Source organism: Synechococcus sp. W70.1 (genome assembly GCF_047461515.1).
GTDB lineage: Bacteria > Cyanobacteriota > Cyanobacteriia > Thermostichales > Thermostichaceae > Thermostichus.
The window spans coordinates 48,387-67,544 of record NZ_JANSHH010000003.1 but is presented as its reverse complement, the minus strand read 5'-3'; the positions used below and the strand labels follow the sequence as shown (position 1 = coordinate 67,544).

Below are 19,158 nucleotides of genomic sequence, written 5' to 3'. Positions count from 1 at the left end.
CTAAAATTCCATTAAGGCTTTTTCCCCTTTCTGCCCCTTTTTTTTGCAGGTGTACGTCTTGCCTTGCTGTAAGGAGGGATCGTCGTGGCTACGGAGACCCTGGTTAAGCCTTCTGTAACCCCAAAGCACATGCCCATGTACCGGGTGTTGCTGCACAACGACGATGTCAACACCATGGAGTACGTGGTGCAGGTGTTGCTGAAGGTGATCCCATCCCTGCTGCCGCAGCAAGCCACCGAAATCATGCTGGAAGCCCACAACAACGGCGTTGCCGTGGTTATCGTGGTGCCGCGGGAACCTGCGGAGTTTTATTGTGAGCAGTTGCGCCAGCACGGCCTCACCAGCTCGATTGAGCCGGAACGCTAGTTAGGAGCAGCGTGGGTGGGCCTGCTGATTGCGAAACTCAAGGTTTTTCCCTTTCCGCTGCGCCTGTTGCTGTTTTTGGGAATCCCCCTCTTGGCCTGGCTGCCGTGGGTCGGGCTAGGGGGGGTTCTCTTTGGGCAAGACTACCTTTGGTTGCCGCTGTATGCCCTGCTGCTCCTTTGGCTGTGGCAGTGGGGATCCGGGTTTGCCGCCTATGGCTTGGACAGTAGTTGGACTTGTCGGGCTGGGATCCTCTGGGGCTTGGGGATCGGTGCCGGGGGGCTTTTCCTGCTGTTTGGCCTGGAGGGGGCCCTGGGCTGGCTGAGCTGGAAGCCAGTGGAAGGGGGATCCCTGCTCGGCTATGGCTTGCTCGGGCTGGGGGTGGGCCTGGCAGTGGCGCTGGTGGAAGAGCTGTTGTTCCGCGGCTGGCTAGTGCAGGAAATGGCGTTGGACTACGGCTGGACAAGGGCGCTATGGGGATCCAGCTTTCTCTTTGCTTTGGCCCATTTCTTGAAGCCGCCAGCGGAGGTTCTTGTCACCTGGCCTCAGTTTCCAGGGCTGTGGCTGATGGGCCTGCTGCTGGCTCAGGCGAAAGCGTGGAACCAAAACAAACTAGGCCTCAGCCTGGGGCTGCACGCCGGCTGGGTGTGGGGCGTTACCTGGGTCAACAACTTGGCCTGGATCGAGTACACCGGGAGGGCGCCAGCGTGGCTCACCGGGATCGGCAACAACCCTCTGGCTGGGCTGATGGGCCTACTCTTTCTAGGCGGCACCTTCCTGGTTCTCAAGGGGTTGGCTGGCGGCAGAAGCTGAGCAACCTTCCTCTGCCCAAGGGCCGTTCTCATAGTAGGCGGCTACCCTCTCCTGGTCAGGCTGAGTCAGCAAGCTCACCCCCACCAGCACCGCTGTGCCGATGACCACCGCCGGGATCACCGGCAGCCAGCCCCCTGTCCAAGCTTTGGGCAACAGGCCCGAAAGCCACCCCAAGGTGAGGCTGCTGGAGACCAAAGCCCCGGCCACGGCTCCAGCGCGAGTCGCCCGCTTCCAGTACAAGCCGGCCATCAGGATGGGAAAGAGCATGGCATAGCCCTGAAAGCTCCAGGTGGCAATCTGGGCAATGAGCCCTGGCGGCCTGACGGCAATGGCAAAGGAAACTAGCCCAATCCCCAACACCACCCCGCGGCCCAACAGCTCCTCCTGGTGAGGGGAAAGCGGGCGCTTGAGAAAAGTAACCACCAGATCCCGCGTAACCAGGGAGCTGGCTGTAAGCAGTTGCGAGTCCGCCGTGGACATCAAAGCTGCTAGCGCTGCTGTAATCACCACCGCCGCCACGCCGCTGGGCAGGGTCTGCAACATCAGCGGCATGACCTGATCCGGCTGCTGCAGATCAGGAAAAGCCAGCCGGCCCCAGACGCCAATGAGGGCTGCCGGGAAAAACACCAGCAGAATAAGGAGCGGCCAGACCACCATCAGGGTTTGGAAGGGACGGGCACTCTTGGCCATGTAGAAGCGCTGGAAAAACTGGGGAAAAAGGGGCGTGGCCATGAAAAACAGCAGCTGGTTGCCAAGCAGCGTTTGCCAGCTCCAGCGCCCCTGCGGGCCGGGCAAGCTCAGCCAGGGATCCAACAGGCTGCCAGCCTCCTGGCCCCACCTCAAAGCCACTGCCACAAAAGCCACCCCCATCCCCAAAACCAAGATGATCCCCTGCACCACGTCCGTCCAGACCACCGCCTGGGATCCGCCAAAGAGGACATAGGCCAAGATCACCAAGGCCACTACCACCGCCAGAGGCCAATAGGGGATCCCCTCCCCCAAGACTGCAGCCAGCGTGCGCGCCCCACCGATAATCTGGATGCTGATGTAGGGAGCAGTAAACGTCAGGGCGCTCAGGCAATAAAGTAGGGCCAGGAGAGGGCTATTGAAGCGGTGGCCAAAAAACTCGGAAGGGGTAATAAAGCCGAAGTGGCGCGCTGCCAGCCACACCCGGTAGCCCACCCACAAAAACAGCCCCGAAATGAAGGCGGTGGTCACTCCCACCCCCAGGAAGATCCCTAGGCCGTGGGTATAGGCATCCGCTGGCACCCCAATGAAGGTAAAGGCACTGATCAGCGTCGCCAGCGTCGTCAAGGTTAGAGCCAGGGATCCCAGCCCTCGCCCCGCCAGGAAATAGCTGACCGGATCCTGGCCGCTATGGCGATAGCTCCAGAAGCCAATGGCCGCCAGCAGCAGCAAGTATGCCCCCACCACACCCAGACTCAAAACCGTGTTACTCATCTCCGCCTCTCGGCCAGCAAACGCGCACAATGTAGAAGTTAAGAGGTACCAACAGCAGGACAGCCAACCCCGCCAGCCAATACCAGGCCGGGATCCCCCAAAGCTGCGGCTGGGCAGAGCGGGATCCCACCCAGGTCAACAGCCACAGCAGGGGGTAAGCCCCCCACACCCAAGCCTGGCGCACCTGTCCAAACCGCAGTGGCCTGGCTTCCTGAGGGCCACCCGCGGGATCCAACCCTGACATTTGTCCATCTCCTGATTTTTTGCCGATTATTAAGATACAGCCACTGGTGCAGACAATTGTCCTTCTCCAGTTCTCCTTCACCTCTCGCCCTCAAGAGGGAGCCTTGGCCAAGCCGCGGAGAAAGGGAGCGGCCCTATTGGCTCGCTTGGGCGCGGGTTAGAGGGATCGGCCCCCACCGCCTCAAGCGGCTGGCGGAGTTTTTTGGATCCTTGGAGCGAGCTTGGCAGGCGGACGCCCTGGCCCTACAGCAGGTGGAGGGCATTGGCCCCACCCTGGCAGAGGCGATTGTTTCCGCCCGTCCCGCCCTCGACCCTGGGGAGATCCTGGAGCAAGCTCAAAAGCCGGGGATCCCCTTCCTAACCCCTGCGGATCCCGGCTATCCCCCGCTGCTGTGGGAGCTGCCGGATCCGCCGCCTATTCTCTACGTCCTGGGAGAATGTCCTGACTGGCAGCAGCCGGCCATTGCCGTTGTCGGCACCCGCGCCCCCACCGCCTACGGTCGGCAGTGGACCCAGAAAGTCAGCGCCGCCCTAGCGCAAGCCGGCTGTGTGGTGGTGTCGGGATTGGCCACGGGGATCGACGGCATCGCCCACCAGGCCTGTCTGGAGGCAGGGGGCAAGACGGTGGCTGTGCTGGGAACGGGGGTGGATCAGGTTTACCCCGCCCATCATCGCCCCCTCTACCAACGCATCCTGGAGCAAGGGGCCGTCCTCAGCGAGTATCCCCCTGGCACGCCGCCGGCCAAGGAGCACTTTCCCCAGCGCAACCGCATCATTGCCGGCCTCTGCCGCGCCACCTTGGTGATGGAGGCCCCAGAGCGTTCAGGAGCGCTGATTACTGCTCAGCTCGCCAACCACTACGGTCGGGAAGTGTACGCCCTGCCAGGGAATATCGACACGGCGGCAGCCCGTGGCTGTCTGCAGCTCATCCGCAATGGGGCAGGCATGATCCTGGGGATCGAGGATCTGCTCAAAGAGTTGGGCTTGGTTCCAGGATCCCCGCCCCCAGAACAGCCTGCGTCCCCTGGCCCCAGCGATCCCCAGCAGCAACTCCTCTGGCAGATCCTGGGCAATGAGGTCCTCAGCCTCGACGCCCTAGCCCAAGCCACCCAGATGGACATGGCCACCCTTTCCAGCACCCTGCTCCTCATGGAACTGGAGGGGTGGCTGGTGCAACTGCCGGGGATGCGCTACCGGCGGGCTCGCTGAGGTTGGATCCCTGCACCGCTTCCCCGATGGGAGCACGGCAAGTGGGATCCTCGTGGCGGGGGTTGTTCACATGGGTGCTGACGGGGTAGGCGGCCATGGCCTCTGCCGGGTAGGGGCGGAGCAGGGGCAACAGCCACTTGGGATCCTGCACCTGGGGATCCAGCCAGAGGTCGTAGTCGCTTTCTAGCAAAATGGCCGGCATCCGCTCGTGGAAAAGCCCCATCAGCCGATTGGCCGGCGTGTTGAGGATGGCGCAAGTTTCTATCTCCACCCCTTGTGGGCTGCGCCAGCGCTCCCAAATGCCGGCAAAGGCAAACACCGGTCGATCCACCAGGTAAAACCAGTAGGGTTGTCGCTTGGCCGTGCCCTGGTCGGCCCACTCGTAGAAGCCATCTGCCGGGATCAGGCAGCGGCGGCGGCGGAAAGCCTCGCGGAAAGAGGGCTTCTCAGCCACCGTCTCAGAACGGGCATTGATCCAGCTAGCCTGGGGAGCTCGGCTCCACCTGGGGATCAGGCCCCAGCGGAACTGGGTTGCCTTCCGTCCCAGCTCCGTTGAGGCCACCACTGCCAGCACCGGCTGAGAAGGGGCGATGTTGTAGCGGGGCTGGAGCGCCGGCCATGACTCCATCTCGATTTGAAAATGCTGCTGCAGCAGTTCGGGGGCCGCCGCCAGGCTGAACCGTCCGCACATCCAGAATCCTCAGACCTTGGTGGAAATGCCTAGCAATTGTAGGATCCCGCGCAGAGGGATCTCCACGTACTCGGGGCGGTGGTTGAGCTCATAGCCCAGCTCGTCAATAGCTTTCTCCAGCAGATAGGCATCCAACAACACTTCCAGCTCCTGCGGGCTGCGGGGCAGAAAAGCCCCTTGGGAAGCCACCTGCAGATATTCGGCCAAGAAAGCAGCACAAACCCAGCGGTACCAAAACTGGGCCCAGCGCCCCATGTCAGGGCACTTGTCTCCGCAGACCAGGCCGCTTTCCAGTTGCTGGCGCAAGGCAATGTGAACAGCGTAGTGGAAAGAGCGCAGCATCGCCACCACATCCCGCAGGGGGCAGCGTTTGAGGCGGCGCTCCCCCAGGGATCGTCGCGGATCGCCCTCAAAGTCAATGATGAAAAAGTCCTTGCCGGTAAACAGCACCTGGCCCAGGTGGTAATCCCCGTGGCAGCGGGTGCGCAAAGCCGTGATCTTCCGCTCCAGGATCAGGCGGAAGCGGCTCATGATCTCCCCTTCTTGGTCGTAAACCGTCCGGGCTAGCTTGGCCTCCAGCTCTGGCAGGTTGGGGATCTGCTTGGCTAAGACGGGAAACACCTGGCCCACCAAGTTGCGCAGGGATTGGTAGATGGAGCGCTGGTAAAGGCTGGAGAAAGGCTCCGGCGCAAAGTCTTTGTTCTCGGTGTCAGCGGCCAAGGCAAGGTGGAGTTCGGCGGTGCGCTTGGCTAAGATCCGCACCGACTCCAGGTAGCTGCCAATGGTGGCATAGGCCAGCTCCGGCAGGGGAAGCTGCGCAAGCTCTAGGAAGGAGCCCTGAGGCACCGGCACCGCTTCCACCGTTGCATGGTGGACGAGCACGGTTTCGAAGAACTGTTCCAAAGTGTCCAGGGTGTAGTGCCAGGCATCTCCCTCGTTGGGGATGTACTCCTGCAAAATGGCCAAGGTAATCTCAGAGCCTCGCGTCCCGCGGCGACGACGATACTCCAGGGATCCCAACAGCCGCGGCACCCGCACCTGGGGATGGTGCTCTAGCAGGTAGCGGCCAACCTCCAGCTCCGGGTTTACCCCCTCAGCCACCCGGCGGTAGAGCTTGAGGAGGTACTGGTTGCCGTAGACCACCGAGGTGTGGCTCTGCTCCGCCTTGAGGAGGCGGGGCTCCAAGCTGGGGTCGTACTCAAGCGTGGCAAAGCTAGTGGCCCAAAGCTCTCCCCGACCGTGGCGCAGACGGCTCTGCTGCACAATCATCTGTAGCAGACCCAACAAGAAGGTCTTATCAGCCAGAGCGTCGAAGATCACTTCCGTTGGCTCCCCGGCCACTTGCACAGGGAGGATGACTGCCTGGGGCGCCTCTACGCGCAGGTGTACGGCTGCTTCTTGAGTGGCATAGCCCACGGGTAAAGAGTAGAGCTCTGTGTCTCCCTCGAGGAACTCGGCCTGGAGAAGCAAGATCTGGCTTCGCAGCAAGGGATCCCCTTCTCGACGGCAAGGGATGGCCTGCAAAATGTGGATTGACTGGAGCTGGCGGTTTTTGGAGCTGAACCACTGACAGCGGTAGAGGTAGTCTCCCAAGACGGCCTCCACCTGCTTCTGGTTTTCCCCTTGAAAGAGGCTCTCCCAACTACCATCTTGAACAACCAGCGTGGCCGGGCGAGCCTGCTCCTCTGGCCTGCTAGGGCTGAGGTGAATTTGCTTCGTTTTGGTCTCGAGGGAGAACCAGTAAAAAGAGTGGGGGCCCAGCGTTAGGAAATAGGGCAGCCGCCCAATGGGGGGAAACTCGGTGCGCCCAAAGATCTCCACTGGGATCAACCCTTCCCACGGGGACAGATCCAGCCCCACCCACTGGGCGTAGCGCGAGAGATTGGCCACCACCAGGATGCGCTCGTCGCCGTAGGCCCGCACAAAGGCCAGCACCTTGCGGTTTTCCGGGTGCAGCACCTCAAAAGAGCCGCGGCCAAAGGCCTGGAAGCGCTTGCGCACGGCAATCATCCGCTTCATCGTCCACCAGAGAGAATGGGGGTTATTCCGCTGCGCTTCCACGTTGACGGCTTCGTAGTGGTACTCGGCGTCGATGATGACGGGCAGGTAGAGCTTCTGGGGGTTGGCCCGCGAAAAGCCAGCGTTGCGGTCAGCGCTCCACTGCATGGGGGTGCGCACGCTGTTGCGATCCCCTAGGTAGATGTTGTCTCCCATGCCAATCTCGTCGCCGTAGTAGATCACCGGCGTCCCCGGCAGGGAAAACAGGAGGCTGCTCATCAGCTCAATGCGGCGGCGGCTGTTGCCCAAGAGAGGAGCCAAGCGGCGGCGGATGCCCAGGTTGATCCGCGCCTTGGGATCCTTGGCGTAGACCTGGTACATGTAGTCCCGCTCCTCGTCAGTGACCATCTCCAGGGTGAGCTCGTCGTGGTTGCGCAGGAAAATGGCCCACTGGCAGGTTTCGGGAATGGGAGGGGTTTGTTGCAGGATGTCAACGATGGGGAAGCGATCCTCCATCTGGAGGGCCATAAAGAGCCGTGGCATGAGGGGGAAGTGGAACTCCATGTGGCACTCGTCCCCATCGCCGAAGTAGGCTACGGCATCTTCCGGCCACTGGTTGGCCTCAGCCAGCAGCATGCGGTCGGGGTACCTCTGGTCGATGTGTCGGCGCAGAGCCTTGAGAAAGGCATGGGTTTCTGGCAGACTCTCGCAGGAGGTGCCTTCCCGCTCGTAGAGATAGGGCACGGCGTCCAGCCGCATGCCATCTACCCCCATGCTCAGCCAGAAGTCCACCACCTCGAACATGGCTTTTTGCACGGCGGGGTTGTCGTAGTTGAGATCTGGCTGGTGGGAGTAGAAGCGGTGCCAGTAGTAGGCTTTGGCCACCGGATCCCAGGTCCAGTTGGAGGTTTCAAAGTCCTGAAAGATGATGCGGGCCTCTTTGTACTTTTCGGGGGTATCGCTCCAAACGTAGAAGTCGCGCTCGGGAGTGCCGGGAGCAGCTCGTCGGGCCCGCTGAAACCAGGGGTGCTGATCCGAGGTGTGGTTGAGGATAAGCTCGATGATGACGCGAATCCCCCGTTGATGGGCAGCATCCAGAAAGATCTTGAAGTCTTCTAGAGTGCCCAGCTCGGGGTTAACGTTGGTAAAGTCGGAAACGTCGTAGCCGTCATCCTTTAGAGGAGAAGGAAAAAACGGCAGCAGCCAGACGGCTGTAATCCCCAGTTCTTGCAAATAGTCCAGCTTTTCGGTCAAGCCCTGGAAGTCGCCCACGCCATCGCCGTCACTGTCAAAAAAGGCGCGCACCGGTAGCTCGTAGATGATCGCGTCTTTGTACCAGAGGGGGTTGGAGGTTAGGGGAGAGACGATGCTGCGCAGAAGAGCTTGGCTCATCATATCGGCAACAGAGACAGGATTTAGACACCGCTCTGAAAGGATCTACGAAACGCTAGCAAACATTCCCGTTTGCAGCAGGGCAGTTTTGCCGTGTTTCTGCTTTCTTCCTGCTCCCACGACCCGTAGCTAGTAGTAGGTAAGGACTCCGTCCCGCATACGCGAACAACACCTACCACCCCGCCAGAGGGATCTCCCCAGGCGTGACTTCCCGTCGAGCTGACGGTAGTTGCTTCTTGCTCTTGCTCGAGCACACAGGCTGAGGACGGAGCCAACTTTAGCCTAGGCAGAGTGCTTACCAGAAAAGATGCACTTGCAGGTCTACTAGCGCAGCTAATCCTCGCTATGCTACAGGGTGGCGGCTTGTCCCGTGAATAGAGAGCCCCTGCTCCGCTTCCTCCAAGGGAAACTCCCCGTAGACCTCGCTGCTGTTGTTGGGGCTTTCCTGCAGGCGGACGCGGTGCAGGCGCACCCCTAGCTCCCGCAGGGGCAGAGTCAGCAGCCGCTGGATGTAGAGGGCGATGTTTTCCGCAGTGGGCACCACCTGGGCAAAGTAGGGAATGTCTTTGTTTAAGAAGGTGTGATCCAGGGGTTTGACCACTTGCTCCTCGATCACCCGCTGCAGAGCCGCCAAGTCTACGATCATCCCCGTGCGCGGGTCGATGGATCCCTTGACGGTGATCTCCAGGCCATAGTTGTGGCCGTGGCCATGGGGGCGGGCGCAGAGGCCATAGATGGCAGTGTTCTCCTCCAAACTTAGGTGATCCAAGGCCAAGCGATGGGCGGCGCTAAAGTGGGTGGCAACGGTCAGGTAAGCTTCCATGGCTTCTCCTCGGTATTCGGCCCAAAGGTGGGGATCCTCGTAGAGGCGCACACTGGCTAGCGGCAGAGCATCGGCCAGGCGCTGCCAGATGGCGTAGGCAATGAACTCGGTGGTGGGCAGGGTCTGGGCAAACTCTGGCCAAGCTTCGTTGAGGTAGGCCAAGTTCAGCTCCCGAATTACCCGCTCCTGAATCACCCGCTTCACCTGCGAGAGGTTGAGCACCATGCCGTACTCGTCTACCTCCCCCGTCAGGCCCACCTCCAGCACGTAGTTGTGGCCGTGGCCGGGAAAGCGGGCATGGGGGCCGAAGCGGGCCAGGTTCTCGGCTTCCGAGAGCTCCGGCAGCCAGTAGCGGTGGCTGGCAGCAAATTGGGCGCGGCGGTAGATGGTACAGGTTCTGGACATGAAGGCTATGAATCTGTATAAGGAGCCCCCCTTCAGCATAAACTCCAAACCGGCACTGTCCCCGCGGCGAGGGATCCCTGGGCCTATCTCGACGCGCCTTCCTATAGCGCCTCGGGATAGATGGCTAAAATCTCGTCCTGATGGGACTAGGAGTGTGTCAACCTGGTAAAGGTAGGGAAGTCTTCGGGTCGCAGGGAGCGGCAGACGAGGGAGCGGCTGTGGTCTATCGGGTTGGGCTATTGGGGCTGGGTACTGTCGCCACAGGCGTAGTCGAGATCTTACAGCGCCCTCCTCATCCTCTGTTGCAGGCAGTTGAAATTGCGGCGGTGGGAGTGCGTTCCCTGGACAAGCCGCGGCTGGTGTCGATTCCGCCTGAGCGCCTGACCACTGACCTCGAGCGGATTGTCTCGGATCCAGAGATTGACGTGGTCATTGAGCTCATGGGCGGCCTGGAGCCGGCTCGCAGCCTTATCCTGAAAGCCATTGACCACGGCAAACCGGTGATCACGGCCAACAAGGCGGTCATTGCCCGCTATGGGATGGAGATCTTTCAGGCTGCCGCCCAGGCCAGGGTGGCCGTGCTCCTGGAGGCAGCGGTGGGGGGTGGGATCCCCGTCATCCAGGCTTTACAGCAGTCGCTGCGGGCCAGCCGCATTCAGGCGGTCTGGGGCATCATCAACGGCACCACCAATTTCATCCTTAGCCAGATGGCCCAGGAGGGCAGCTCCTTTGCCGAAGCGCTGGCCCAGGCCCAGGCTCGCGGCTATGCGGAGGCCGATCCCAGCGCCGATGTGGAAGGATGGGACGCGGCGGATAAGATTGCCATTTTGGCCAGCCTGGCTTTTGGGGTCGCGGTGCCGCGGCAGGCCATCCCCTGCGAAGGGATCGGCAGCATCAGCCCCACCGACCTCCGCTATGCCCGCGAGTGGGGCTATACCTTTAAGCTTTTGGCCATCGCCCAGAGGACTGAGGGGCAGGGAGCGGAAACAACCTTGGACATTCGCGTTCACCCCGCGCTGCTGCCCGTTACCCACCCCCTAGCCAACATCCACGGGGCGGACAACGCCGTCTGGGTGCAAGGGGATCCCTTGGGGCAGGTGGTGCTGGCTGGGCCAGGGGCGGGCCGGGGGCCAACGGCCAGCGCTGTGGTCGGGGATCTGCTCACCCTGCTTGCCCACCTGCAGACAGGGGCCCATCTCCCCAATCCTCTGTGGGGATTGCCTGCCTCTCCCCCTATTGCCTCGCTGCTGCCGCTGGCGGAGGTGCAGTCGGAGTTCTATGTGCGGGTGTTGGCCCAGGATCGGCCAGGGGTGATGGGGGCCATTGGCACCTGCTTTGGCCGCCATGGGGTGAGCCTGGAGAGCATCACCCAAAAGGAATGCCACCAGGAGCTGGCGGAGATTGTAATCCTCACCCACACCGTGCGCGAGGCCGACTGCCGCCAGGCGCTGGCCGAGATCCAACAGCTCCCCCAGGTGGCTGGGATCCCCAGCCTGTTTCGCGTGTTGCGCTAGCAAGTGGAGGAGGACAGACACCGTGGAGGCGGCAGTGGATTTTGCAACCCCCGAACTCCTCAGAGCCGAGGTGGTCGTCCTTGGGGCGGGCATCAGCGGTCTCACCCTGGCCTGGCGCCTGCGGCAGGGTCTATCGGCTAGAAGTAGCTCCGCTCAAGTGCTCTTGGCCGAGGCCAGCTCCCGCGTCGGCGGCTGCATTTCCACCCAGTCCAAAGACGGCTACCGCTGGGAGGAAGGCCCCAACAGCTTTACCCCCACCCCTGCCCTGCTCAACCTCATTGCTGAGGTGGGCCTGACCGACCAACTGGTGCTGGCCGATGCCAAGCTGCCCCGCTACATCTACTGGGAAAGGGAGCTGCTGCCGGTGCCGCTTAGCCCCGCGGCAGCCCTGGGCTCACGGCTGCTCAGTGTGGGCGGCAAGCTGCGGGCTCTGCAGGGCCTGTTGGGGTTTGTCCCGCCGCCGCCAGGGCACGAGGAAACGGTGCGGCAGTTTTTCCAGCGACAACTGGGATCCGAAGTGGCCGAGCGCCTAGTGGAGCCCTTCACCTCAGGAGTCTATGCCGGCGACCCAGATCAACTCAGCGCTGTGGCGGCTTTCCCGCGGGTAGCTGGCCTAGAGGAGCGCTACGGCAGCCTCTTTGCTGGCGCCCTGCAGGCTCTGCGCCAACGACCCCAGCCTTCTCCCGTAGCCATCCAACCCCCGCCCAAACGCGGCCAACTGGGCAATCTGAGGCAGGGGCTGCAGCAGTTGCCAGAGGCCCTAGCCCAAAAGCTGGGCGACAGCCTGCGGCTGGGTTGGCGAGCGGTGCAGCTTAAGCGGGAGGGAGAGCTCTATTGGGTGGGCTTTGAGACGCCAGAGGGATCCCGCTGGGTGGCTGCTCGCCAGGTGGTGCTGGCTCTCCCCGCCTATGAGGCTGCTGCGCTGCTGCAGGGGCTCAACCCCCCAGCCAGCCAACTCTTGGCGGAGATCCCCTATCCGCCGGTAGTGGTGGTGGCTCTGGCCTATCCCCAAGAGGCCCTGCCCCAGCCGCTGCGGGGCTTTGGCCACCTCATCCCTCGCTCCCAGGGCCTGCGCACCCTGGGCACCATCTGGGCTTCCTGCCTTTTTCCCGAGCGCGCTCCCCAGGGCTACCACAGCTTCCTCAGCTTCCTCGGCGGCGCCACCGATGCTGCCTTGGCCCGCCGGCAAGGGATCCCACCCATCCCTACGCTGTCTCCTGAGGAGCGAGCGCAAATTGCCCACGCCGAGCTTAGCCAGGTTCTGCTCACCCGCCGCGTCGAGCCCATCTACCTCGGGGAACGCCTATGGCCCCGCGCCATCCCCCAGTACACCCTCGGCCACCGGCAGCGGATAGCCCAGGTGCAGGCCCACCTGGCCTCCCAGACGCCGGGGATCTGGGTGTGTGCCAACTACCTGGATGGCGTAGCTCTGGGCGATTGCGTGCGGCGAGCTGAGGCCCTGGCGCAGCAGCTTTTGTCCCAGGCCTAGTCCTCCGCTAGTGGCCCATGGGTCGCCCCTACACGGCGCTGCTTTTGGTTCCCACGGGCATCGGCGCCCGCGTGGGTGGCTTTGCCGGCGATGCCCTGCCGGTGGCCCGCGCTTTGGCGGCTGCTGTCGACTGCCTCGTCACCCATCCCAATGTGCTTAACGGCGCCACCCTGTTTTGGCCCCTGAAGAACGTCCTCTATGTGGAAGGGTACGGCCTGGATCGCTTCTGCGCCGGGGAGTGGCACCTCAGGCCAGTGCGGCAAAACCGCGTCGGCGTCATCCTGGATGCCGGGATCCCAGAGGACCTCCGCCAACGCCACCTGCAGGTTTTGCAGGCCGCCCAGGCCACCCTGGGGCTGGACATTGGCCCCTGGCGCTTGACCCCTCGACCCTTAGGCGTTTCCGTCAGCTTTTCCCCTGCCGGGGCCAGCCAGGGATCCCTGGCCCAGCCGGATGCGCTTTTGGAAACTGCCCAAGAGCTCGTCCGCTTGGGAGCTGAGGCCCTTGCCGTGGTGGCCCGCTTCCCGGACGACCTTGACTTTAGCCAGTACGAGCAGGGGCAGGGGGTAGATCCCCTGGCCGGAGCCGAGGCCATCCTCAGCCACCTGGTGGTGCGGGAGCTGGGGATCCCTTGTGCCCACGCTCCTGCTCTCTACCCTGATCCTGACCCTAAGCCGGTTCACCCCCGGGCTGCCGCTGAAGAGGTGGGGTTTACCTTCCTGCCCTCGGTTTTGGCGGGGCTGAGCTACGCCCCCCAGTTTATCAGAAGGGGGGATCCCCCCCAGCCGGGCGACCTGACGGCCGAGCAGGTGGATAGCGTCATTGCCCCAGCCACTGCCTTTGGCGGCCCCGGCCTGCTTTACCTAGCTAGCCGCCCCCGCCCGCCCCTGTTTATCGCTGTCGAAGAAAACGCCACGGTGATGCAGGTCCACCCTCGCCAGCTGGGGATCCCCCATGTGGCAGTTAGCTCCTACTTAGAGGCCATTGGCGTGGTGGTGGCCCACCGGGCTGGGGTGGCACTATCTTCCCTAAGACTGCAGGTCTAGGCCAGGTTTTGGCCCAGAAACGGCAAGAGACTGATGAGCAGCAGGCCCAGCGTGGCCAGCGACCCGACCAAGAAGGAGAGGGAGCGCCCGATGGGAATGTCGCCAATGTAGAAGAAGTTGTAGAGCAGCCGCGCCAGCAGAAACACGCCGCAGAGCACGGCCACCCCTTCATCGCCGCTGAGGCCAAACAGCCAGGGATCCGGGTGGGGGCCGGTGATGTAGGCTACTAGAGCTGAGGGCGCAAAGGTGCCCAGGGCCTCGAAGCCATTGGCGTGGGCCCAGGTAGCCCGCTGGCCGTAGGGAGGCAGCCGGTCGAACATCGCCCGGGGCGCATGGGGATCGTAGCCGACGCGGGCGCGGGCATAGCCCACCACGCCCATAGGCAGGTACACCAACAGGATGGCCGCTGCGATGGAGAACAGAGGAATGGCTTGCAGGGGGAGGTTGAACACCATAGGCAAAAGCAGCAAGGTGAGGGGGAAAAGCCGCACTGGCACCTTTTCCAGGCTAGCGGCTCTGCCAGGCGCTAGGTGGAGGTTTCTGGCAACATCGGGCTAGAGGAAGCCAGCAGGTAAGCCCCGATGGCCTCTAAGCTGGGTGGGTGCAGAAAAGGGACGGTGACAATGGCCTGCTGGGGAAAGCGCTGGGGCAACTGGGCCAGGATGGCCTGGTGGCGGCGCCGAAGAGCTGCACCAAAGGGGGTGGAATCCTCCGGCCACACGCGGTTGAGAACGGCATAGGGATGAGGGATCCCCAGGGCATCCAGTTCTGCCAGAAGGCGCTCAGTTTCCGCCAGAACTGCCTGTTCGGGGTTGAAGACGGGGATAAAGCTAGCAAACTGGGGATCCCGCAGCCGCTTTTGGAGCTGCCGCACCTGGGCCAAGAGATCCCGCAGCCGCTGCGCCCATTCCGGCCGGCCCACCAGGTCGCGGTACTTTAGCCACAGCTTGAGGGCCAGGCTTACCCAGCCTTCCAGGGCCTGCGGCATCTGCAAAAAGCGCAGGAGATGGCCGGTGGGGGCTGTATCCACCACCACCAGGTCGAACTGGCCGCTTGACTCCTGTTGCAGCACCGTCAGCAGGGCCATCACCTCGTCCAGGCCCGGTGGAGCCATGTGCAAAAGCTGCCGCCAAGCCTGTGGGTCGTACTGGATTTCTACGCCTGCCATCCCCTCTCCTGCCAACATGGCCGCCACCTCTTCCAGGTACGCCTGCCGGAAGCGCTCCAGCACCGCCGCCGCCTCGATCTCCTGGCCCAGCAGGTTGGGCAAGAGAGGGAGCGGCTCCTGTCCCAAGGTCACTTGGAACAGATCTCCCAAGGAGTGGGCCGGGTCGATAGAGACCAGCAAGAGCTGCTTGTCGGGATGGCGTTTGGCCAAGTTCCAGGCCAGGGCCCCAGCCACCGTGGTCTTGCCCACCCCGCCCTTGCCCCCTACCAAGAGCAGGCGGATCCCTTGGGCCAAAAAATCCGGAAGGCCCAAAGCCTGGCTCTGCCCAGAGGCCATCCCAAGGACTCTGTCCTGCTGGGGCGAAGGGGAGAGTTCTCCCGGGGCAGGGATCCCTTCCAACCGCGGCAGCACCTCCTGCAAGGGACGAAGCTGCTGCACCAGTTTGTCCAGCGCCGCCGGCCCAATCGGCTCTTCCAGTTGATAGGGACAGACCCAGATGGGGTAGCCAGCCAACTCCTCTTGGAGCGTTTTTAGCCAGAGCCGCTGCTCCTGCTGGCGGGCCAGGTAGATCCCTTCCAGGAGAACCTGGTTGACCAACAGGCCGCCAATGGGCACTCGGCGGTTCAGCAACTGGCAACAGAAGCGGCGGGTCTCCGCCACGCTCAACAGCTCCGGGATCAGCACCAGCCAGGCGGCAGTGCTCTCCGGGTCGGTCAGTCTGGCTTTGCCCCCCTCCAGCTCGCTCTGCAAGCGCGCCAGGAAGGCATCGGCCTCATCGGGTCGATAGGTGCCTGTTAGGGATCGGACAACTTCGCAGTGCTTGGCCTGGAAAGTGGCAAACACCGCCAGCAACTGGTCGAGAAAGTCGGGCAGTTCCAAGAGCCGCAGGGTGTGGCCAGTGGGGGCCGTGTCCAGGATCACCGTATCCACCTCTTGGCCTGCCAGCAGGCGATTGACCTCCAGGATGGCCATCAGCTCGTCCACCCCCGGCCAGCTTAGATCCCACAGGGGCAGGAGATCTTCCCTGCCCAGCCAACTACCCCGCTCGGCAATGAGCTCCAGAGCCAGGCCGTAGGTCCGCTTAAAATCCTGCAGCAACACCTCAGCGTGCAAGGCGCGCACCTGCAAGTTGGGCCAATCCGGCAGGGGTTGGGGAACGTCCGCCACCGGGATCCCCAGCACATCCCCCAGGGAGTGGGCCGGGTCGGTGGACAGCAACAGCAGACGTCGCTCTGGTTGTGTCTGGGCCAGGTGACGGGCCAGGGCACAGGTGAGGGTGGTTTTGCCCACCCCTCCCTTGCCGCTAAACAGCAGCAAGCGACAGGAAGCAGGGAGGCCAGCAAAAGGGGAGTTGGCAAGTTGAGGAGGCGGCAAAGGGATCCCTCTTGGTTGGGCAGGTCACCCGTATTGTGGCCTGGATCCCGTTCAGAGAGCCTAGCGGAAAAGCATCTCGGCCACCGCGTCAAAGCCAGCGTCCAACAGGCGATCCAACACCGACTGGGCCTGGCTGCGGCTATCGTAGAGGCCAGCCTGCAGCACGGTTCTGCCGTTGAACACCGTTTCCACCGCCTCGGGGACCAGCTGCCGCAGGCGCTTGAGGTCGTCGCTGCTCTTGGGGGTCACCAAGACGCGAAAGCGAGTGGGCGAAGCTGGGGCCGAGCTTGAAGGTGCGGCTGGGGTAGTGGGATTTTCCGTGGCTTGGCGGCGGGCCGGCGGCGGCAGCAGGGTGGTGATGTCAGTGAGGGGAGCTGCAGAGGCCCGGTGGACAGGAGCGGCGGGAGCAGGCTCAACCGGCTGGGCAGGGGTGGTGGAGCCATCGGGGGTAAAGGGAACGGCAACAAACTCCTGGGCCAAGGGTCGAGCGCCTGCCGACTGGCTGGGGGCACTGGGCAGAATCCGCCCTCCCGATACCGTTGGAGGAGGGGGAAGGGGGGCAGTCGATTGGGGTACCGTCACCACCGGCAGGGTGGGAGAGGCCGCCGCCGGCTGGGGATCCCTGCTGGAAGCTGGAGGACCGGCCTTGGGAGCGCTGGGCAGCGTCAAGCCATTTGCAGCAATGGGTGGAGGAGCGTTGCTGGGCAAGGCAGCCACGGTGGCTTGGCCAGCCAGGTCCAGTTCCCCTTTGGTTTTGCCCGTTAGCCGGTTACCCTTGGCGCTGAGGCGCAGACTGCGGGTGGCGTTGAGGATGTCGTACTGGCCGTTGCCCTCAAAAATGTTGTTGCCCGGATCCGAGGCCGTGCCCAAGTCTGGCTGGGCGTTGGTGATGGCCGTGAGACCGGTTTCTAAGTTGCGGGCGATGAGATTGTTGCGCAGGATGGGACGGGCGCTGCCGCCGACAACAACGCCTGTGCGGTTTTGCAGGATGCGGTTGTGGCGGACAATAGGGGCCGAGCGCTGGTCGATGGTGAGGCCAAAGCCAGTTTCTTGGAAGAGGTTGTTGACAATGGTGGGCTGGGAGGTGCCCAAGACGGAGATGCCGTTGGCCCCATTTTTGTAGAAGCGGTTGCCCTCTATCCAGGGGTTGGAGGCGCCGGCAATGAAAATGCCGTCGTGGATGCTGCCCACAAAGCTGTTGTTGAGAATGCGGGGAGAGGCCGATTCTACCCAGAGGGCATAGCCGCGGCGCCCCTGGTTGCGCAGGGTAACCCCCCGAACTTCTGAGCCGGTCTCTGCCAGCAGGGCAACATTTTGCCGAGCCAAGGTTGGGCTTATGTAGGTGCCGCCGCCATCGATAAGGTAGCCCTCTCCCAAGGTGGACTCATCTCCGCGCAGGATGAGGCCAGCCTTGAGGCGAATGGGGAAGACCTCGCCGCTTTCTGCGCTGTAGACCCCCGGCAGAAGCTGGATAATGCTGCCGGCTGGGGCCCGGCTGATGGCATAGGTGATGGTCTTAAAGGGGTTGCTGCGGGATCCATCCCCTTGGGCATCGCTGCCATTGGCAGCATCCACAAAGATGACCGGGCGATCGTCCGGCAGCGGTGGCGCTTGGGGCAGGGCTTGCTTCTCCAGAAGGCTGGCGTCTAGAGAAGTTTGCGCCCAACTGGGATCCAACTTCGCGGCCAACAGTAAGCTGGTGCTGAGGAGAAAAGAGACCGCTAGCCGCCTCAGGCTTGGAGCACCCTGCTGCCGCCGCAAGGCAGGCAAAGCTGCTATAGATTGGTGTTCGCTGGATTTCTGAGGGTGGATAGACGATAGGCAAGGGATCATAGTGCTCATCCCCACACCAGGCTGCGCTAGAGAAGGAAGGTCGAGGTTATCCTACCAAACCTAACCGGCAAGATCCTGCCTTAGCCCCCACCTCTAGGTACGGATTAACGCCGACTTGGAATACCTGACACTACCCCTAGAGTGTCCCCCTGCCATGACCGACGAAGGCTTGCCCAAAGAGTTGCCCTTGGCAGAAGCCGAAACCCCGCCCTTCGCGGCCTCGCCGTGGCCGCCTCTGCTCAAGCTGCTGCTGTTGGGGATCCCGGCCCTCCTATTGCCCTTGGGCCACTGGACAAGGCAGCCAGCCTTGGGCTGGGGGGCGGTGCTGGCCTGGCTGGGCCTGGCGAGTTGGTGGGGGCGTCCGCTCTGGGTGCAGATTGGGCGCGACCTCTGGCAGTGGCTGACTACTTGGCCCACTCTGGGATGGGCGGTGGCTGCCCTTGGCTTGGCTGGGGTGGGAGGATTGGCCGGGAGTGGGGTCTTCTCGACCCTGAGATCCCTGAGTTGGGAGGCCATTGGGGCCCTGGGCGAGGTGTTCGGGGCTACAGGCCAGATCCTGATTGCCCTTCTAGCCGCCTACATCGCCTGGCGGCAGTATGTTATCTCCCGGGATCTTACCATCCAGCAGAACATCATCACCCAGCAGCAGACCATCGACGCCTACTTTGAGGGCATTTCCAACCTGGTTCTCTCCCCTGACGGGCAGTTGGACGACTGGCCCCTGGAGCGGGCCATTGCGGCTGGGCGCACGGCAGCCATCTTGAACGGGGTGGATCGCTTTGGCAAAGCCAAGATCCTGCGCTTCCTCTCCACCGCCAACTTGCTCAGCCCCCTGCGCCGCGACGAACACCTGGGCCGGCCCATTTTGGACGGCAAAGGCGGCTACCAGCGGGATCGCGTGAATGGCATCCGCGTGGTTAACCTGGGCACGATGCTGGAAGGAGCCGATCTCCATGGCACCTCGTTGCGGGGGGTAGACTTCAGCGATGCCAGCCTAGAAGGAGCTGACCTGCGGGATTGCGATCTTAGCCACACCAACCTCTGCGGGGCCAACCTGCGCAATGCTGACCTCCGTGGGGCCGATCTTTACCGCGCTTTGCTGTTTGTGGGATCCCTCCAGACAGCTTCCCCTGTCCAGCCGGGGCAAAAGCCCGATTTCAAAACGGGAGCTTACGCCGGCGCCATCGTGGCGGGGGCAGACTTTCGCCGGGTGCGTCGCCTTTCCCCCGAACAGAGAGCTTACCTAGCCGCCTGGGGAGCTAAGCTCGATCCCGAGCCTCCGCAGGGAAAAGGGGCGAGGGGTGAGGGCCTGCCAGGGAACCGTTCAAGCTAGCTA

The 19,158-nt window shown here is 63.0% G+C and carries 15 protein-coding genes; 7 read left to right on the top strand and 8 right to left on the bottom strand.

The features are described from left to right. Positions 1-84 precede the first annotated feature (84 nt). On the top strand, positions 85-366 hold the full coding sequence (gene clpS / locus NW808_RS00790) for an ATP-dependent Clp protease adapter ClpS (RefSeq protein ID WP_414396415.1): 282 nt from the start codon (positions 85-87) through the stop codon (positions 364-366). 15 nt (positions 367-381) lie between these two features. Beyond that, positions 382-1,176, top strand: a complete 795-nt coding sequence (locus NW808_RS00785; protein ID WP_414419964.1) for a lysostaphin resistance A-like protein — start codon at positions 382-384, stop codon at positions 1,174-1,176. On the opposite strand, the gene NW808_RS00780 is transcribed toward NW808_RS00785, so the two are convergent. Next, positions 1,126-2,637 carry a sodium:solute symporter family protein gene (locus NW808_RS00780; RefSeq protein ID WP_414419963.1) on the bottom strand — a complete coding sequence of 504 codons (1,512 nt, stop codon included), beginning with the start codon at positions 2,635-2,637 and terminating at the stop codon, positions 1,126-1,128. The two genes, NW808_RS00785 and NW808_RS00780, sit on opposite strands and share 51 nt — an antisense overlap. Continuing rightward, positions 2,630-2,881 carry a hypothetical protein gene (locus tag NW808_RS00775; RefSeq protein ID WP_414419962.1) on the bottom strand — a complete coding sequence of 84 codons (252 nt, stop codon included), beginning with the start codon at positions 2,879-2,881 and terminating at the stop codon, positions 2,630-2,632. Before NW808_RS00775 ends, NW808_RS00780 begins: the two co-directional genes overlap by 8 nt. 56 nt (positions 2,882-2,937) lie before the next feature. Here NW808_RS00775 and dprA point away from each other — a divergent pair, with 56 nt between their 5' ends. Beyond that, positions 2,938-4,089, top strand: coding sequence for a DNA-processing protein DprA (gene dprA / locus NW808_RS00770; protein ID WP_414419961.1), 1,152 nt, complete (start codon positions 2,938-2,940; stop codon positions 4,087-4,089). Here the strand turns inward: dprA and NW808_RS00765 are convergent. From NW808_RS00765 to NW808_RS00755, 3 genes are all read right to left on the bottom strand, one after another. Beyond that, a complete protein-coding gene (locus NW808_RS00765) occupies positions 4,028-4,780 on the bottom strand; it encodes an SOS response-associated peptidase (RefSeq protein WP_414419960.1) in 753 nt (250 codons plus the stop codon). The genes dprA and NW808_RS00765 overlap by 62 nt on opposite strands. A 9-nt stretch (positions 4,781-4,789) precedes the next feature. Further along, on the bottom strand, positions 4,790-8,170 hold the full coding sequence (gene treS, locus NW808_RS00760) for a maltose alpha-D-glucosyltransferase (RefSeq protein WP_414419959.1): 3,381 nt from the start codon (positions 8,168-8,170) through the stop codon (positions 4,790-4,792). A gap of 343 nt (positions 8,171-8,513) precedes the next feature. After that, positions 8,514-9,398 carry a 6-carboxytetrahydropterin synthase gene (locus tag NW808_RS00755; RefSeq protein WP_414419958.1) on the bottom strand — a complete coding sequence of 295 codons (885 nt, stop codon included), beginning with the start codon at positions 9,396-9,398 and terminating at the stop codon, positions 8,514-8,516. Between the two features lie 218 nt (positions 9,399-9,616). Between NW808_RS00755 and NW808_RS00750 the strand changes: the two genes are divergently transcribed. From NW808_RS00750 to NW808_RS00740, 3 genes are read left to right on the top strand one after another with little or no spacing between them, the layout of a single operon-like run. Then, complete coding sequence (locus NW808_RS00750; RefSeq protein WP_414419972.1) at positions 9,617-10,912, top strand: homoserine dehydrogenase; 1,296 nt, start codon at positions 9,617-9,619, stop codon at positions 10,910-10,912. Positions 10,913-10,934: 22 nt separating this feature from the next. Then, positions 10,935-12,401 (top strand): protoporphyrinogen oxidase, encoded by a 1,467-nt coding sequence (hemG, locus tag NW808_RS00745; RefSeq protein WP_414419957.1) that lies wholly within the window; start codon positions 10,935-10,937, stop codon positions 12,399-12,401. Positions 12,402-12,418: 17 nt separating this feature from the next. Beyond that, complete coding sequence (locus NW808_RS00740) at positions 12,419-13,447, top strand: DUF3326 domain-containing protein (protein ID WP_414419956.1); 1,029 nt, start codon at positions 12,419-12,421, stop codon at positions 13,445-13,447. On the opposite strand, the gene NW808_RS00735 is transcribed toward NW808_RS00740, so the two are convergent. From NW808_RS00735 to NW808_RS00725, 3 genes are all read right to left on the bottom strand, one after another. Further along, complete coding sequence (locus tag NW808_RS00735; protein ID WP_414419955.1) at positions 13,444-13,902, bottom strand: MAPEG family protein; 459 nt, start codon at positions 13,900-13,902, stop codon at positions 13,444-13,446. The genes NW808_RS00740 and NW808_RS00735 overlap by 4 nt on opposite strands. 71 nt (positions 13,903-13,973) lie before the next feature. Then, positions 13,974-15,989, bottom strand: a complete 2,016-nt coding sequence (locus tag NW808_RS00730) for an ArsA family ATPase (RefSeq protein ID WP_414419954.1) — start codon at positions 15,987-15,989, stop codon at positions 13,974-13,976. A gap of 60 nt (positions 15,990-16,049) precedes the next feature. Beyond that, positions 16,050-17,831, bottom strand: a complete 1,782-nt coding sequence (locus NW808_RS00725; protein WP_414419953.1) for a DUF1565 domain-containing protein — start codon at positions 17,829-17,831, stop codon at positions 16,050-16,052. A gap of 145 nt (positions 17,832-17,976) precedes the next feature. Here NW808_RS00725 and NW808_RS00720 point away from each other — a divergent pair, with 145 nt between their 5' ends. Then, positions 17,977-19,155, top strand: a complete 1,179-nt coding sequence (locus NW808_RS00720) for a pentapeptide repeat-containing protein (protein WP_414419952.1) — start codon at positions 17,977-17,979, stop codon at positions 19,153-19,155. The last annotated feature ends 3 nt before the right edge of the window (positions 19,156-19,158 follow it).